The organism is Dactylosporangium sp. CS-047395 (genome assembly GCF_050942185.1).
Taxonomy (GTDB): Bacteria; Actinomycetota; Actinomycetes; order Mycobacteriales; family Micromonosporaceae; genus Dactylosporangium.
Genome location: NZ_CP192015.1, coordinates 6,312,304 through 6,327,529, shown reverse-complemented (window position 1 = coordinate 6,327,529; position 15,226 = coordinate 6,312,304). Strand labels below are relative to the sequence as shown.

20 protein-coding genes and 1 pseudogene are annotated in these 15,226 nt (G+C 71.6%); 13 read left to right on the top strand and 8 right to left on the bottom strand.

Annotated elements, in window-relative coordinates; all coding sequences use genetic code 11:
* Positions 1 to 57 precede the first annotated feature (57 nt).
* Complete coding sequence (locus ACQP00_RS29705) at positions 58 to 603, bottom strand: DUF3558 family protein (RefSeq protein ID WP_433200960.1); 546 nt, start codon at positions 601 to 603, stop codon at positions 58 to 60.
* Positions 604 to 785: 182 nt separating this feature from the next.
* Between ACQP00_RS29705 and ACQP00_RS29700 the strand changes: the two genes are divergently transcribed.
* From ACQP00_RS29700 to ACQP00_RS29685, 4 genes and pseudogenes are all read left to right on the top strand, one after another.
* Positions 786 to 1,070, top strand: coding sequence for a hypothetical protein (locus ACQP00_RS29700; RefSeq protein ID WP_433200957.1), 285 nt, complete (start codon positions 786 to 788; stop codon positions 1,068 to 1,070).
* A gap of 231 nt (positions 1,071 to 1,301) precedes the next feature.
* Positions 1,302 to 1,670 (top strand): hypothetical protein, encoded by a 369-nt coding sequence (locus ACQP00_RS29695; RefSeq protein ID WP_433200954.1) that lies wholly within the window; start codon positions 1,302 to 1,304, stop codon positions 1,668 to 1,670.
* Positions 1,671 to 1,685: 15 nt separating this feature from the next.
* Positions 1,686 to 2,339, top strand: a pseudogene (locus ACQP00_RS29690) (caspase family protein); the annotation flags it as partial.
* Between the two features lie 249 nt (positions 2,340 to 2,588).
* Positions 2,589 to 3,179 (top strand): DUF3710 domain-containing protein, encoded by a 591-nt coding sequence (locus ACQP00_RS29685; protein ID WP_433224040.1) that lies wholly within the window; start codon positions 2,589 to 2,591, stop codon positions 3,177 to 3,179.
* Here the strand turns inward: ACQP00_RS29685 and ACQP00_RS29680 are convergent.
* Positions 3,165 to 4,076, bottom strand: coding sequence for a helix-turn-helix domain-containing protein (locus ACQP00_RS29680; protein ID WP_433200951.1), 912 nt, complete (start codon positions 4,074 to 4,076; stop codon positions 3,165 to 3,167). The genes ACQP00_RS29685 and ACQP00_RS29680 overlap by 15 nt on opposite strands.
* A gap of 146 nt (positions 4,077 to 4,222) precedes the next feature.
* Between ACQP00_RS29680 and ACQP00_RS29675 the strand changes: the two genes are divergently transcribed.
* Complete coding sequence (locus tag ACQP00_RS29675; RefSeq protein ID WP_433200948.1) at positions 4,223 to 4,909, top strand: SDR family NAD(P)-dependent oxidoreductase; 687 nt, start codon at positions 4,223 to 4,225, stop codon at positions 4,907 to 4,909.
* Between the two features lie 30 nt (positions 4,910 to 4,939).
* Complete coding sequence (locus ACQP00_RS29670) at positions 4,940 to 6,127, top strand: MFS transporter (RefSeq protein ID WP_433200945.1); 1,188 nt, start codon at positions 4,940 to 4,942, stop codon at positions 6,125 to 6,127.
* A 2-nt stretch (positions 6,128 to 6,129) separates the two neighbouring features.
* On the opposite strand, the gene ACQP00_RS29665 is transcribed toward ACQP00_RS29670, so the two are convergent.
* Complete coding sequence (locus tag ACQP00_RS29665; protein WP_433200942.1) at positions 6,130 to 6,276, bottom strand: hypothetical protein; 147 nt, start codon at positions 6,274 to 6,276, stop codon at positions 6,130 to 6,132.
* A gap of 101 nt (positions 6,277 to 6,377) precedes the next feature.
* On the opposite strand from ACQP00_RS29665, the gene ACQP00_RS29660 reads away from it, so the two are divergent.
* Both ACQP00_RS29660 and ACQP00_RS29655 read left to right on the top strand, forming a co-directional pair.
* Entirely contained in the window at positions 6,378 to 7,277 is a 900-nt protein-coding gene (locus ACQP00_RS29660; protein WP_433200939.1) for a hypothetical protein, read from the top strand.
* Entirely contained in the window at positions 7,278 to 8,015 is a 738-nt protein-coding gene (locus ACQP00_RS29655; RefSeq protein WP_433200936.1) for a hypothetical protein, read from the top strand.
* Positions 8,016 to 8,226: 211 nt separating this feature from the next.
* Here the strand turns inward: ACQP00_RS29655 and ACQP00_RS29650 are convergent, their stop codons facing one another.
* Both ACQP00_RS29650 and ACQP00_RS29645 read right to left on the bottom strand, forming a co-directional pair.
* Positions 8,227 to 8,493, bottom strand: a complete 267-nt coding sequence (locus ACQP00_RS29650; RefSeq protein ID WP_433200933.1) for a hypothetical protein — start codon at positions 8,491 to 8,493, stop codon at positions 8,227 to 8,229.
* 75 nt (positions 8,494 to 8,568) lie between these two features.
* The gene (locus tag ACQP00_RS29645; RefSeq protein WP_433200930.1) at positions 8,569 to 8,952 is read right to left on the bottom strand and encodes a hypothetical protein; all 384 of its coding nucleotides are present in this window, start codon (positions 8,950 to 8,952) and stop codon (positions 8,569 to 8,571) included.
* Between the two features lie 63 nt (positions 8,953 to 9,015).
* On the opposite strand from ACQP00_RS29645, the gene ACQP00_RS29640 reads away from it, so the two are divergent.
* The 3 genes from ACQP00_RS29640 to ACQP00_RS29630 all read left to right on the top strand — a co-directional run bounded on the left by ACQP00_RS29640 (position 9,016) and on the right by ACQP00_RS29630 (position 11,415).
* Positions 9,016 to 9,528, top strand: a complete 513-nt coding sequence (locus ACQP00_RS29640) for a hypothetical protein (RefSeq protein WP_433200927.1) — start codon at positions 9,016 to 9,018, stop codon at positions 9,526 to 9,528.
* A gap of 67 nt (positions 9,529 to 9,595) precedes the next feature.
* Positions 9,596 to 10,102 (top strand): SigE family RNA polymerase sigma factor, encoded by a 507-nt coding sequence (locus ACQP00_RS29635; protein ID WP_433200924.1) that lies wholly within the window; start codon positions 9,596 to 9,598, stop codon positions 10,100 to 10,102.
* Positions 10,099 to 11,415, top strand: coding sequence for a hypothetical protein (locus tag ACQP00_RS29630; RefSeq protein WP_433200921.1), 1,317 nt, complete (start codon positions 10,099 to 10,101; stop codon positions 11,413 to 11,415). Before ACQP00_RS29635 ends, ACQP00_RS29630 begins: the two co-directional genes overlap by 4 nt.
* On the opposite strand, the gene ACQP00_RS29625 is transcribed toward ACQP00_RS29630, so the two are convergent.
* On the bottom strand, positions 11,408 to 11,986 hold the full coding sequence (locus ACQP00_RS29625; protein WP_433200918.1) for a TetR/AcrR family transcriptional regulator: 579 nt from the start codon (positions 11,984 to 11,986) through the stop codon (positions 11,408 to 11,410). The genes ACQP00_RS29630 and ACQP00_RS29625 overlap by 8 nt on opposite strands.
* A gap of 109 nt (positions 11,987 to 12,095) precedes the next feature.
* On the opposite strand from ACQP00_RS29625, the gene ACQP00_RS29620 reads away from it, so the two are divergent.
* Together ACQP00_RS29620 and ACQP00_RS29615 are read left to right on the top strand one after the other, a co-directional pair.
* Positions 12,096 to 12,830, top strand: coding sequence for an SDR family NAD(P)-dependent oxidoreductase (locus tag ACQP00_RS29620; protein WP_433200915.1), 735 nt, complete (start codon positions 12,096 to 12,098; stop codon positions 12,828 to 12,830).
* Positions 12,831 to 12,860: 30 nt separating this feature from the next.
* Entirely contained in the window at positions 12,861 to 13,478 is a 618-nt protein-coding gene (locus ACQP00_RS29615; protein ID WP_433200912.1) for an NADPH-dependent F420 reductase, read from the top strand.
* 325 nt (positions 13,479 to 13,803) lie between these two features.
* Here the strand turns inward: ACQP00_RS29615 and ACQP00_RS29610 are convergent, their stop codons facing one another.
* Both ACQP00_RS29610 and ACQP00_RS29605 read right to left on the bottom strand, forming a co-directional pair.
* Complete coding sequence (locus ACQP00_RS29610) at positions 13,804 to 14,805, bottom strand: hypothetical protein (protein ID WP_433200909.1); 1,002 nt, start codon at positions 14,803 to 14,805, stop codon at positions 13,804 to 13,806.
* A gap of 36 nt (positions 14,806 to 14,841) precedes the next feature.
* Complete coding sequence (locus tag ACQP00_RS29605) at positions 14,842 to 15,219, bottom strand: hypothetical protein (RefSeq protein WP_433200906.1); 378 nt, start codon at positions 15,217 to 15,219, stop codon at positions 14,842 to 14,844.
* Positions 15,220 to 15,226 lie beyond the last annotated feature (7 nt).

Here is a 15,226-nt window from a genome sequence, read left to right as displayed (position 1 = left end):
GACGTGCTGCCCGCCCGGCCGAGCCGGCCTGAACCGGGAGCGCGGGTGTGGTCCCGGTCAGGAGTTCGGGATGTGGCTGACCGCCGTCTTGAGCAGCACACCGGCCGCCGCCACCGGGTCCTTCGCCGTGGACTGCACCCGGATCTCGATGTAGTACCCGCGCGCCCACGTGTCGCCGAAGCCGACGCCCGCCTGCTCCTTCGCCACGAACGCCGCGTCACCGACGCCCGGCAGGTCGGTCGCGGGGGAGTCCAGGCCGGCCTTGGCCGCGTCGACCGAGGCCTTCGTGTACGGCGCCCGCACCACGCTGACGTCGACGGCCTGGTTACCCTTCTGGTAGCTGCAGAAGGCGGCCGTACTCTCCTGCTGCTTCAGGCCACTCAGCCCGCTGGCGGAGGCCGCCTCGTCCACGCTCACGAGGACGCACGCGTCCTTGATCGCGCCGCCCGCGGCCGCCGCCGTGGTGGCAGGAGCCGGAGCCGCAGCTGTACTCGCCGTGGCACCACCGGACTGCGCGGGCGCCGACGCGTCGCCGCAGGCGGTCAGCAGCAGTATGCCGGCGACCAGGCCGACCGTCAGGGTGGTGCCCGTACGCAGGTTCATGGCGGCCAAGGTATCGACGCACGCGAACGCTGTCCGGCCTTGGTCCAATTCCAGACTCCCGAGCAACACACGCCAGGCCTCGTCCACGAGCCCACTGCGGGTCCGCACGTCGTTGCGGGCCGGCTGTATTTTCTGGGCGGCACGGGTCTCTGTCAGGAAGGAACCCGACCGGAGGACTGATCATGCAACCGTGGCAGCAGGCCCACCAGCAAGCCGCTCAGCACGCCCACAACCAGGCCGCTCAGCACGCCCAGCAGGCTCATCAGCACGCCATGCGCCAGCACCAGGAGTCGTCGCGGCGATTCCGGGAGACTGGCCGCGGGTACCCGGTGAACACCGGCTACCGGCCCCGCACTGCCGCCGGCCGCTTCGCCGCCGGGGTCTTCCGCGTCATCGGGGTGCTCTTTGCCCTCGCGGTGGTCGGCTTCATCGGCACCATCGCCTATCTGATCATCACCGGGCGCTGATCCGTCCGCCTGATCGCGCGACTCGCGGCCGACGCACGGATGGGCGGCAGCGCGGTGGGGGATCGGCGATGGTCGGCTGGTGCCCCGGCGCGCTTGCCGACCCTACCGGGTGAGGGTTCGCCAACACTTCTGGGCAGCGCTTCGTCACCGTGCGGTCGAAGCGGCTCGGGCACGGCCTTGCTATTGTCCTGTTCATCCCCCGTCGTCTGACATCTCACTCTGCGAGTCTTCTTGAATCCAGCAGACATCTCCCTGCGTGTCATCGCCCCCGGACTGGACGGCGAGTACGTGGAGCGGCTCACCCGCAGCTTGCGGACCGAGATCGTCGATCTCGATGTGGACGACGTCACGGCCGGTCCTGTCGCGATGGCTCCGGCGGGCACGAAATCTGCCGAGACGCTCGCCATCGGCGCTCTCGTGGTGGCATTGGCTCCCACGGTCGCGCAGAGTCTGATGGCAGTGATCTCGTCGTGGCTAAGCCGCCAGCCGGCGGAGATCGAGATCGAGATCGATGGGCACCGCATCACGGGGTCGTTCACCAAGGAAGAGCGCGACGGCCTGGTCGCCGCCTACCTGCGGCGGATCGAGGACAAGTCGTGACCGTGCCGGTAGCCGATGTCGAGCGGGTCTGACACATCGCCGACGACACGCCATGCGCTGATCATCGCGACCTCCGCGTATGGCGATCGTCAGCTGGCCCGGCTGCGCGCGCCGGCCACCGACGCGGTCGAGATGGCCGAGGTACTGGGAAGTCCGCACATCGGCGGGTTTGCCGTCACGATCGTGCAGGACGCCACGGAGGCTCAGCAGCGCCGGCGGATCGATCAGTTCCTGGCCGGCCGGAAGCCGGGCGAGTTGGTGCTGATCTACCTGTCCTGCCACGGGCTGCTCGACGAATGGGGAGACTTCTACTTCGCGGCCGTCGACACGGACAAGGCGATGCTCGACTCGACCGCGATCGCCTCGACGTGGCTGATGGGGAGGCTGCGGAAGTGTCGGGCCACGCAGCAGGTGCTGATCCTGGACTGCTGTTTCAGCGGCGCCATCGGGCGGATGAAGGGCAATCCCGAGATGCAGGTCGCGTCGTGGCTCGGCGGCCGTGGCCGGGTCGTGCTGACAGCCTCGGGAGCGGCGGAATACTCGTACGAGGGTGAGCCACTGCCCGGTGCCGACACGAGCCGATCGGTGTTCACCGCCGCCCTGGTCGACGGGCTGCGAAGCGGTGAAGCGGACCTGCGTCGCCGAGGTTATGTCTCCGTCGAGGACGCCTACCGGTACGTCTACGAACAGGTGCGGCGCGGCGGCACCGCACAGACGCCGCAGATCAACATGGATCACGGCGAAGGCGAGATCATGCTCGCCAGGAGCGGGCGACGGTTGGTCGTGGAGCCGGCGGAGCTTCCAGCCGACGTTCGGGCCGCTTTCGTGAGCACGGACCGGGATGTCCGGTTCGATGCGGTCGTCAAGATTTCGCAGTGGTTGGAGTCCGAGGACCCCGGCAAGCAGGCGGCTGCCCGGGTGGCGCTCAGCACGCTGCTTGGTGCACCCGTGCCCCGGGCAGAGGCCGAGAAGGCGCCGGCTGTGGGGCCGTACGATGAGACCGAGGCCCCCGCCGGGATCACCCAGCTCGACCTCGGCGCGCTGCTCCTTCCCGTCGTCGATGACGTCGAGGTACGGGTGCAGAGCGACGAGGAGGGACGCATCCAGCAGGTCGTACTCGTCAACGGTGAGAGTGCCCTGCAACTCGGGGTGTTCGCCGCGCCGCGCAACGAGGGCATCTGGGACGAGGTGCGCGGCGAAATTCATGCGCAACTATCCGAGGACGGCGTAGCGGCCAAGGAGGTCGAGGGCGTCTACGGGATCGAGCTGTACGCCCGGGTGCGCACACCCGACGGCCTGATCGACATCCGGTTTGTCGGCGTCAACGGCCCGCGCTGGATGGTACGTGCGGTCTACCAGGGCCCGGCCGCCGTGGACCCGGGCGTCGCGCCGGCCCTCGTCGAGTGCCTCGAGCACCTGGTGGTCGTCCGGGGCCAGCAGGAACTGCCGGTCCGGGAACCGCTGCCGCTACGGCTGCCCCGCGAGGAGCCGACCTCAAGCAGCCCTTGAGCGGCCTGCGTCGCCGCCCGGCGTGTCGGCGGCCGGTGGCGTAGTGGCGCGCCGGGGCCGGTGGTCGGCGTTCGCGGTGGGCAGGCCCGCCGAGGCCAGCAGCGCCAGTTTGTCGGCGTCGCCGGTACCGGCGTCGGGGTGGTAGACGACGAGCATCAGCCCGTCGGTCCCGTCGATGCGCAGCCGCTCGCGGTTCAGTGACAGGTCGCCGACCTGCGGGTGGTGCAGGCGGATCGGCGTCCCGCGCTGCCCCCGTACCTCGTGGCGGCCCCAGAGCTGGCGGAAGCGCGGGCTGGCCAGCGCGAGCTCGCCCGTCAGCTCGATGAAGCGGGGGTCGTCGACGTCGGTGCCCACCGCCTGGCGCAGGCTGGCGATGAAGCACTCGGTGACGTGCTGCCAGTCCGGGTACAGCGCCTGCTCGGCCGGGTCCAGGAACAGGTCGCGCAGCTGGTTGCCGCCCGCGGCCAGGCCGGGGGACAGGGCCCGGGCGAGGCTGTTCGAGGCCAGGATGTCGAAGTACCGGTCCTCGATGAACGCGGGCTGGACGAGCGACTCCATCAGCTTGAGCGCGCCGGGCGGCGGGGCCTGCCGGCGGGACCGGCTGATGTGCCGGCGGGGTGCCTCGCAGGCCAGGGCCAGCAGGTGCGCGAAGTGCTCCTCGTCCAGGTGCAGAACACGGGCGATGGATTCCAGTACCTGCACGGAGGGATTGCGGTTGCGGCCCCGTTCCAGCCGCAGGTAGTAGTCGGCGCTGATGCCGGCGAGCATGGCGACCTCCTCGCGGCGCAGTCCCGGCACTCGCCGTACGCCCGCGTCCGGCAGGCCCGCCTGCTGGGGCGTCACCCGTTCGCGCCGGGCCCGCAGGTACGCCCCGAGGGCGTTGGTCGTCGCACTCACCCTCCCAGCGTAAGACGCCGGACGCGGCACAGAGGGGGCCCTGACATACCCCTGGCACCGCAGTGCTCTGGTTCACGTCCGGCGGCGCTCCTAACGTCCACGACGGCCCGGTCCGGGCGATGTGATACGACAGGAGACGCAGACCAATGACCGTCACGCTGATCACGGGAGCCAACAAGGGCATCGGGTTCGAGACTGCCCGCCAGCTGCTGGCGCTGGGCCACACGGTGTACCTCGGCGCGCGCGACCCCGCGCGGGGCGAGCAGGCCGCGGCGACGCTCGGGGCGCGGTTCGTGCCGCTGGACGTGACCGACGACGCGTCGGTGGCCGGCGCCCTCGCCAGCATCGGCGCGGCCGAGGGCCGGCTCGACGTCCTGGTGCACAACGCGGGCATCCTGGCGAACGAGACGGCCGACGGCCCGGCGGCGCTGCGGGCGTTCGACGTCAACGCGGTGGGCGTGGTGCGGGTCACCGAGGCGGCGCTGCCGCTGCTGCGCAAGTCCGCGAATCCCAACGTGGTCACGGTGTCCAGCAGCATGGGGTCGTTCTGGGCGGTGACCAACCCCGAGCGGCCGGAGTACGCCATGCCGCTGGCGCTCTACGCGGCGTCCAAGGCCGCGGCCACGATGCTGACCATCCAGTACGCCAAGTCCGAGCCGGGCATCAGGTTCAACGCGCTGGAGCCCGGGACCACCGCCACCGACATGACCGCCGCCTTCGGCATCGGGCGGCCCGCGGCCGACAGCGCCGCGGTCGTGGTGCGGCTGGCCACGCTCGGCCCGGACGGCCCGACGGGAACGCTGCGCGACGAGCACGGCGAACTGCCCTTCTGACCCCGTCCCACCTGCGCTGAAGGAAACATGATGACCGATACCACCACCACGCCGGCCGACGCGCCGGCGGACAGCCGGCGCGCGTCCTGGGCCGGCGTCGTCTCGCTGGGCCTGGGCATCTTCGCCATCGTCACCTCCGAGTTTCTCCCGGCCAGCCTGCTGCCCCGCATCGCCGAAGGCCTGGACGTGTCGGCCGGTGCCGCGGGGCAGGCGGTCAGCGTGACCGCGTTCGCCGGTGCCCTGTCCGCGCTGCTCATCGCGACGGTCCTGCCCCGCGCCGACCGGCGGCGGGTGATGATCGGCTTGACCCTGCTGGCCGTACTGTCAAATCTGATCGTCGCCGTCGCCCCGAACCTGTTCGTCCTGCTGGCCGCGCGGCTGCTGCTCGGCGTCGCGCTCGGCGGATTCTGGGCCATGGCCACCGCGGTGGCCGCGCAGCTGGTGCCCGCCCATCGGCTCGGCCGCGCGCTGACCGTGATCAACTCCGGGGTGGCGGTGGCCACAGTCGCGGCCGTACCACTGGGAGCCTGGCTCGGCGACGTGTGGGGCTGGCGCGGCGTGTTCCTGCTCGGCGCCGGCCTCGGGGTGCTCGCGCTCGTCGTGCAGGCGGCGACGCTCCCACCGGTCGCGTCCACCGGGGCGGGCGGGCTGCGCGCGCTCGGCTCGGTCCTGCGCTCCGGCCTGGTCCTGGCGGGTCTGGCCGCGATCCTGCTGATCTTCAGCGGCCACTTCACCGGGTTCACCTACATCCGCCCGGCCGTCGACAGCCTGTCCGGCATCGACGCCGACGGTTTGGCGCTGTTGCTGCTCGTGTTCGGAGTCGCCAACTTCCTGGGCACGGTACTGGCCGGTCCGCTGGCCGACCGCGCGCCGCGGGCGGGCGTCCTGCTCTTTCCTGCGGTACTCGGGGCGGGCATGCTCGTCATGCACGTCACCGGGGCAGCGGTCGCCGGCCTGTTCCTCGCCGCCGCGCTGTGGGGCCTCGGGTTCGGCGGCGTGCCCACCACCGTGCTGAGCTGGGGCGCCCGCAGCGAGCCCGACCGGCTCGAACAGATCGGCGGCCTGATCGTGACGGTCTGCAACGTCGCCATCGCCCTGGGCGCCGCGGTCGGGGGCGTGGTGGTCGACCACGCCGGGGCCGGAACCCCGCTGATCGTCGGCGGCGTCGCGGCGGTCGCCGGCGCCGTACTCCTGGTGAGCCTGCGCCCGCGAAGCTGAGCCTACGGTTCGGGGTTCTCCCGCTGCGCACGCCGCTTCCAGGCGTCCTCGATCCCGGCGCGAACCGCGGCCCGGACCACGAGGTAGAGCGACACGCATCCCAGCACCCACAGCAGGACCGTGACGCCGGCGGCTCCCGAACTCGACATGCCGACGAGCATATAGAGATCCTCCTAATCCGCCCATCAGGGGATATCAGGGAGCGGACGGGAATACGCTCGTCGGCAGGGGCAACTCCGGGATGGTGCCGATGGACGATGAAGGCTGGGTCGACCAGACCTACACGTGGGTTTGGGTGACCGACCGGCCGTGGTCCGACGCCGACACCGAACGCTACGACTCGGGCCGGGACGGCTTCACCGGCATCAGGTTGATGTGCAGCCGCTCCGCGTACCGGGCCGCGAAGGTGGACCTGCACTTCCTCGCCCAGATCCGCCGCCCGGTCCGGTCGCTGCACATCGACGTGCCGATGTACGACGACACGGCGGTCTTCGCGCGACCGGAGATCGAGGAACTGGAACTCCTGACGATCTGCAAGAAGCCGCTGCGACTCGATCGGCTGCCGAACCTGTGGGGCCTGACCGTGCGGGCCCGGCCCGGCGTGGAAGAGGGCATACCCGGTGCAGTGGGGCTGACGCACCTGAGCCTGGTCAACTTCAAGTACCCCGACCTGCGCTGCGTCCGGAACCTGCCCCGCCTGCGCGCACTGCGCATCGACGCCCGCCGGGGCCGGTTCGCGCTCGACGGCATTGAGGACTGCGTCAGCCTTCGCTCGGTCATGGCGCTCGGCGCGACCATCGAGAACCTCGGCCCGTTGGCGGGCCTTGCGAAGCTGACGGACATCCATCTCACCGGCGTTCCGGGCGAGGCGAGTTCCGAACCGCTCGACCTGCGTCCCCTCACCGCCCTGCCGCGGCTGTACGAGATCCGGCTGGCGATGCAACGGCCGATCCGGTCCCTGGCGCCCCTGCTCGACATGCCGGCGTTGCAATCCGTCGCCGTCGGCGAGGACGTCCTCGACCGGGACATGACGCCGCTGGTCAAGCTGACGGAGCAGGGGGTCCGGGTCGGAAGCTTCGTCGACCACCCCGGATACACCCACACCAGCGACGAAATCCAACAGCTCCAAGCAGCGCTCGGTGTCATCTGAATGACGTTCACGGTGAACCCGGGCGAGTACCTGCTGTCGAACAGCGCCTGGCAGCCCGACGACACGCGACGGTTCGCCGACCGTGGATGTGACGCCGTCTACCTCTCGTTCGACAGCGCGGTCGGGCGCAGTCTCGACCTTGCTTTCCTCCGGGATCTGCCGGGCCTCGAACGCGTCTCGATCGTCGGGCCGATGCGGGACGACAGCGCCGTGTTCGAGGTACCGCAGCTGCGTGGGCTGCGGCTGCTGACGGGATCGAAGAAGCCACTTGCGGTGGAGCGGACGCCGCTGCTGGACGCATTGGTGGTGGGGGAGCGGCCCGGACTGGAGGGCATCGAAGTCCTGACGCGGCTGGAAACCCTGATCGTGGACCCCTTCCGCGGCAGCGACCTCACGTTCCTGGCGGCGGCATCCGCACTGCGGTCCTTCCGGGTCGACGGGCGCTACGGCGCGCTCGCGCTGCGCGGCATTGAGGGGGCGCCGGGACTACGGCAACTGGAACTCATCGACGTGAACGTCGCATCGCTGGAGGCGCTGCCGGCGCTGCCCGCGCTTCGTGTCCTGGTCGTGCCGAACGTGAGGATGACCGATCCGTTGTCCCTCGAACCGATCGCCGAGCTGGTCGAGTTGGAGGACCTGCGGGTCGGGCCGGTGCGGTCGGTGACGCCGCTGGCGGCGTTGAGCAAGTTGCGGCGAGTCAACGTCAGCGCGGTCGCGGACGACACCTGCGCCCGCTGATCGACCTGCCGAGCCAGGTGAGTGTCAGCATTCTCGACAACGTGCGGCAACGCCGCGAGGTCGCGTTGCATCGGTGACATTTGCCGGTACCGCCGTGGTGGCGGCCGGCGCGGTGCTGCTCGCTGCTGCCGTCGTGCGCGCCGTGCACGTCAGGCCGACCAGGCGGCGGACGGACGGCAGTACGACACCGTGACCTTGACCTGGTTGCATATCAGCGTTCCGGGAAGCCGATCAAGCCGATCAGCGTGCGGATTGCGATGAGCAACAGGATCGTGCCGAACGCGATGAAGGACGCGGCAATGAAGCGGACCAACCGCAGGGACTGGCGCTCCGTCATCGGCGGCGACGGTTGCCGCCCGGACCACGAGAACCGCGACCGGCGCAGCAGGCGGGCCGCCCACGACGCCAGCCCAAGGACGTCACCGAAGAGCACGGCACCCCACCCTGCGTACACCGCCCCGATCGCGATGGAGAGCACCGAATCCCGAGCGTCCACCGCAACATGGTCCCCCGAAATGTGGAGCCGGGCCAAAGTGGGGGAGATCGCCGGGCGTCAGGCGACCGGCGCGTGGCCCGCCTCGTCGAGGAGTACCTGGAGCCGGTCCCGGCACCGCAACAGCAGTCCGGCGATCTCGTCGAACGTCGTCGCGCTGACGATGCTGTGCTCCATCCACATCGCCCGGACCGCGGCGTGGCTCTGCGCCAGGTAGGTTCCGGCGGCGTCGACGAGGCCGACGAACTCGTCCCGCTGGTGCGGCGGCGCGAACTGCACCGAGCCGCGCGCGGCCCGCAACGGCTCTCCGGGTACGGCGAAGATGGCCGCCTGGTCGCCGCCCGCCTGATCGGCTCCGATCCACGCCAGGACGTATTCGAGCTCGGTCGCGGCCAGCGTCAGCCGGCCGACCGCCAGAACCGTCTCATCGTTGACCCGCCGCATCCGGCAACCGTATCGGAGACGCCCCGCGGGCGGCCGCTCGGAGCAGGATGCAGAATCGGGGGCGTGGCGGCTGAGGCGGTGTTCGGGCTCGTCGGTGTCCTGCTCGGGTCGGTGTCGACGTCGGTCGTCGCCGTGTACCAGGTGCAGCTGGCCGGAAGGCGGGAACGCGAGGCGCGCGAGCACGAGCGGGCCGAGGCGAGCCGCGCGCGCCGCGACGGCTTCCAGCGCGACAGCATCACCGCCCTGCAGGACGCGGTGGCCGACATGATCAAGGCGGTCTACGACGAGCAGGATCGGCAGCTGGAACTGATGGGGTCCACATCGGACTGGCCGGCGCGGCAGTGGGAGACGCCGACCGCGTTCGGCTGGTCGGGGGCCGAGATCCGGCTGCAGGTGGCCCGCGCGCGGGTCTACGACGACGAGCTGCGGACCCTGGCCCGGGAGACCCGCGCGACGGCGCGGGAGTGCGTGTGGGCGGCGACGCTGGAGGAGGCCAAGCAGGCGAACACCCGGCTCGACGGACTGTACGAACGCTTCAACGACCGGGTGGCGCAGGCGCTGCGCCAGCTTGATTGACGAACGATGTAACCCGTCGGCCGCCGGGCGGTGTCGTGTATGGGGACGGCGACCGATGGGAGAGCGTGTGAGTACCGGCGACGACGCCGCGTTCGAGGAGTTCGTGCAGGCCCGCGCGGGCGCGCTGCTGCGGTCGGCGTATTTGCTCACCGCCGACCGGCAGGCCGCCGAGGACCTGCTGCAGGACGTGCTGGAACAGATGTACGTGCGGTGGTCGCGGATCCGGGCCTCGCCCGAGGCGTACGCGCGGCAGGCGCTCGTCAACCGGGCCACGAACCGGTGGCGGTGGCGGCGGCGACGACCGGAGACGCCGCTCGTCGAGGGGATGGGCGCGCCGCAGCCGGACCACGCCGACCGGGTCGCCAGCCACGCGGCGGTGCTCGGCGTGCTGCGGGCGCTGCCGGCCCGGCAGCGGGCGGTGGTGGTGCTGCGGTACCTCGAGGACCGGCCCGAAGCCGAAATCGCGCAGCTGCTGGGGTGCAGCGTCGGCACCGTCAAGTCGCACAGCGCCCGCGGGCTGGCCCGGCTGCGGGCCGTCCTCGTTCCAGTCTCGCCCGATGGGAGCATCGCATGACCACCGACCGCGACACCGCCGTCGTCAGTGCCGCGCTGCGGGACGTGGCGGGCGGGATCGAGCCGAAGCCGGAGCTGGCCCGGATCGTCCGGCGGCGCGGGCGGGCCCGGCGGCGCCGGCGCACCGTCCTCTCCGCGGCGGTGGCGGCCGTGCTGGTGCTGGCCGTCGCCGGTGGGGCCGTGCAGTGGTACGGCATCGGCCGCGCGGAACGCGGGCCGGCCTGGGCCGTGGCGTGGGAGGGGACGCGGGGCGACCTGATCGGCGACCGGGCGTACGTGGACTCGGTGAAGGCCGCGTGGAAGGGCAGCCATCGCGCGTCCGACAACGCCAGCCGGGGGATCTTCGACGACCTGCGCGGCGAGCCCGAGGTCACATGGGCCGCCCGCACGCCGGCCGGGCGGGCGGCGGTGGTCACCCAGCGCGCGCTGCTGCACCGGCACGGGGATCTCGCGCCGAACGACGCCGGGCGGATGGCCACGCTGGTCGGGTTCGTCTCCGACATCGACGGGCGGCCCACCGTCCTCGACGACGACTACGGCCCGGGCGGGGCGCCGGAGGTCACCGGGTTCTTCGCCGGCGCCGACCGGTCCACGCTCGTCGTCATCGACTTCACCGAGACGATGCAGGTCTCCACCAGGCGCGAATACCACCCCGACGGTACCGTCACCCGCGACTGGCAACCGCTGCCGTTCCACGACGGGGTGGCGGTCGTGGCGGTGCCGAAGGACACCGACGCGACGCAGGTGCTCGCGGCCACCGACCCCGCGCAGCCCCTCCAGTACCGGCTGGCCAACCTCGCCGACGAGATCTGCTGCTCCGGACAGGACCGGCGCCTGCAGTGGAACGGCGGGTACCCGCTGACCGGACCGGACACGCCGCAGACCGACGTGGCCGGGTGGGACGTGTGCCGGACGCTGGCGGCGGACGAGTCGATCGGGGTCGACCCGGCCTTCCCCTCGTCCCGGCCGCTGTGGTGCGCGACCGGCACCACGCCCGACGGCCGGTCGGTGAGCGTCGGGGAGAAACAGATCGCCGACGATCCCAGCTATCTGTACTACGCGCTCGGCTCCGGCACCGCGATCCGCTACGGCAACGCCGGCTCGGCCGATGCCGGCAAGCCGCTGCCGGTACTGTTCGCGCTGCCCGACCGGCAGGGCTACGTCGCGGTGCGCAAGGACGCGACATTGCGGTACAAGATCGGCAATGGTCCTTGGCAAGGCGAGCGCCGCAACGCCGCGCTCCTGCCGCCGGAGGCCACGGAGGTTCAGGTGACCCCGGCGGGCGGCCAGCCGACGGTGGTGCCCCTCAGGTAGCGCCGTCGCGGGACAGCGCGTTGTCGATGAGGACGGCGGCGATGGCGGCGGCCGTGGCGAACGCGTCGGCGTCGAGGACCCGGCCGCGGGCCGAGGCGCCGTCCAGCAGCAGCGCCAGTTGCTCACCGAGCCGCTCGGGGTCGGCGGCGCCGGCCGCGCGGGCGGCGTCGGCGAACCGGGCGGCGAAGGCGAGTTTGTAGTCGCGGGCGAGTACCCGGGCCGGGTGGCCCGGGTCCGGGATCTCGACGGCCGCCGCGATGAACGGGCACAGCGGCGCGTGCACCTCGAACGCGGCGAGGAGCCGTTCGCGCGGCGTGAGATCGGTGCGGTCGAACACTTCCGGCAGGATGCCGGGGTCGAATCGGCGCAGACACTCGGCGATCAGCTCGTCCTTGCCGGAAAAGTGTTGGTACAGCGTCCGCTTGGACACCTCGGCCGCCGCGCACAGCTGGTCCATGCCGGTGCCGTTGATGCCCTGCTCGCGGAACAGCTGCTGGGACGCGCTGACGATGCGCTCACGCGCGCCCCGCCCGCGGCGCAGCCCGCGCGGCCCCTTCTCCAACTCCGTCACCAGCCGAGCATAACCCAGCCGGTACTGACCGGTGTACTTAGCTTGCGCCCCTCCCGGACGCCCGATACGCTAACCACACGGTTCGGTGTACTTAACTTGGGAGTGCGTTGTGGGCAAGCTCGATGGCAAGGTCGCGGTCATCACCGGCGCGACGAGCGGGATGGCGCTGGCCGGGGCCAAGCTGTTCGTCGAGGAGGGAGCGCACGTCTTCATCACGGGCCGGCGCAAGGACGCCCTCGACGAGGCCGTCGCGCACATCGGCCGGAACGTGACCGGCGTGCCGGGCGACGCGGCCGACCTCGACGACCTGGACCGCCTGTTCGACACGGTGCGGCGGGAGAAGGGCGCGCTCGACGTGCTGTGGGCCAGCGCCGGCACGGGCGAGCAGGGCCGGCTCGGCGAGATCACCGAGGCCCAGTTCGACGCCGCCTTCACGCTCAACGCGCGGGGCACGCTGTTCACGGTACAAAAGGCGCTGCCGCTGTTGCGTGACGGCGGCTCTATCCTCATGACGGGCTCGAACGCGTCGCTGCGGGGATATCCCGACTGGAGCGTGTACGCGGCGAGCAAGGCCGTGCTGCCCGCCTACGCGCGGGTGTGGGTGGCCGAGCTGCGGGACCGGAAGATCCGCGTCAATGTCCTGACCCCCGGCCAGGTCGCCACCCCGATGATGCGCGACGCCCTCGACGAGCGGCTGAAGGCCCAATTCGAGGCCGTCATCCCGCGACGGGAGATGGGCCACCCGGACGAGATCGCGTCGGCCGCGCTGTTCCTCGCCTCCGACGACTCCAGCTACGTCAACGGCATGGAACTCGTCGTCGACGGCGGCACCACGGTCATCTGACAAAATCCATCACGAGAGGGATTCCACGCCATGAGCACCATCAGCATCATCGGCTCGGGCAACATGGCCGACGCCATCGGCCGCCGCGCGGCGCAGCACGGCCACACCGTCGAACTCCTGAGCCGCGACCCGGCCAAGGCACAGGCGCTCGCCGAGCGAATCGGCCCCGGCGCCACCACTGCCCCGTTCGGCACCAGACCGGCGGGCGACATCGTGATCGTGGCCGTCCTGTACGCCGCCGCGGCCGACGTGGTCGCGCAGTACGGCGACGCCCTGGCCGGCAAAATCCTCGTCGACATCACCAACCCGTTCAGCGCCGACCTGAGCGGACTGGTGACCGGCCCCGGCAACTCGGTGACCGACCAGATCGCCGCCGCCGCTCCCGCGGACGCCCAGGTCGTCAAGGCCTTCAATACCATCTTCCGCGGTGTACTGGCGGCAGGCACACCCCTGGACGCATTCTTCGCCGGCGACGGCGCGGAGGCGAAGTCCCGCGTCGCGGAATTCCTGCAGAGCCTGGATTTGCGCCCCCGCGACGTGGGTGGCCTCGACATGGCCCACACCCTCGAATGGGCCGGCCTGCTCCTGGTCGGCGCGGCCCGCAACGGCGCCGGATTCGACGCCGCCCTGAGCGTGGAAAGCCACTGAAGCATCCGAACGGCGGCCCTGCGGGCCATTGCACCGCCCAGCGTCGTCCGCGGCCCGCTCAACGGCGGCCGGGTACGGCTGCGGGTGCGACCTGCGGGACTGTCCAACGCCTGGCGGCCGGTACTGCGCCCGGCTGGGTTGGCATCGGCTCGTCGAAATCTTCACCGCCGCGCTCGCCCTGGCCGGAGCCACCGCGGGCATGATGCTGCTGGGCGGAGCGATCGTCGGCACCGCGGCATGGCCGGGCCGGGACGAAGCCGGGACCCTCAACGCGGGTCGCCGAGGAGCTCGGGGCCGCCGGCTGAGGGCCCGCCCGCGGCTCGTCCTATTCGGTGCTGCGGAGGACGTTGAGTGCTCCGGTGGCCAGGACGCAGGCCGCCCGGCCGGCGGCGGTGGCGTCGGGGTCGGGGTCGTCCAGCAGGCCGGGGTCGGCGGCGGTGTCCCAGGCGACGATGTCGGTCGCGATCGCCAGGGCGTCGTCGTCGCGGCCCTGGACGAGAGCGTGCGCCAGGTTCAGGTAGGCCCCTGGCTGCGTTCCGGCGACCTGCCCGGCCAGATCGGCGATGTCGTCGCCGACGTGGCCGGCGTGGTCGGGGTACAGCGCGGCCAGGCACGCCAGGGCGTACCGGATCGCGGGTGGTTCGGCGTCCCAGCGGGCCAGCAGGGCCGGGAGCTGCAATCCAACGGTGCGGTGGACGTCGTCGGCCCATGCGCCGGTGCGGTCGGTCGCGCAGAACAGCACGTAGTACAAGTCGAGGCGTTCCTTCGCCGGTAGCGCCCCGGAGACGATCAGGCGGGTCAGGAACGGCAGCGCCGTAGCGGTCGCCGAATAGTAGGTGCCCTGATGCAGCAGCTTGCCGCCGACCAGTTCGTCCAGGGTCAGGTCCCAGTCGCCGTACGGGTCGGCCAGCGCCCGCAGCAGCTCCGGGACGTCCTCGGCGTCGCCCTGGGCGTGTTCCAGGTCCGCCCAGGCGATGTCGTCCAGCCCGGACAGGTCGATCGGGACGTCCTCGGCGTGGTCAGGCGTGAGCGGGAGCGTGGCGGGCGGCGGGGCGGGACCGAGGACGATCGTGGGGATGGGCGGCCGACCGCCGGGGTTGGTGCACGCGATCCGGCCTGCCGGCCGACGGCGTCGATCGTGCGGTGACCGACGACGTCGACCGGATAGGGGCCCTCGTCGACGGCCCTGACGGTCCAGCCGTCCGACATGCCCGCCGGCCAGGCGGTGACCAGGGGGAACCCGTACGCGGCGAGTTCCTCGGCCAGCGCTTGCGCGCGTTCCTCGTCCGGTACCAGGAAGTCGTGCGTCCCGGACAGCGCCGACCAACCCGCCATCGCACCGAATCCCTTCACGAAGCCCGGGTCACGCCGGAGGTACCGTACGCAGCCACATCGGTGGCGCTTCTCCCCGGCCCATCTGTTCGAGGTCGTCGAGCATCTCGACGAGCCGGGGTCCGGTGAGGCCGTCCTCGCCCCCGACGCTGAACCCGGCGTCGGGATCGTCGGTGCGGACGGCGGTGATGTCCACGTGCGGGCCGTAGAACAGGTGCACCTCGGCGTACAGCAGCGGCCCGGACATGCGCAGCATCCACGTCGGGTCCATGCCGGGGGCGTCGAGCGGACCTTCGAGCTCGAGGTCCATGGACGTCGCGTGGGCGTCGGCCCAGGACCGCAGGGCACGGCCGAGTGCGAGGTCGCGGCTCTCGAACGGCTCCTCGGCGGGCACCTCGCGTGGCGGCATACCGAGC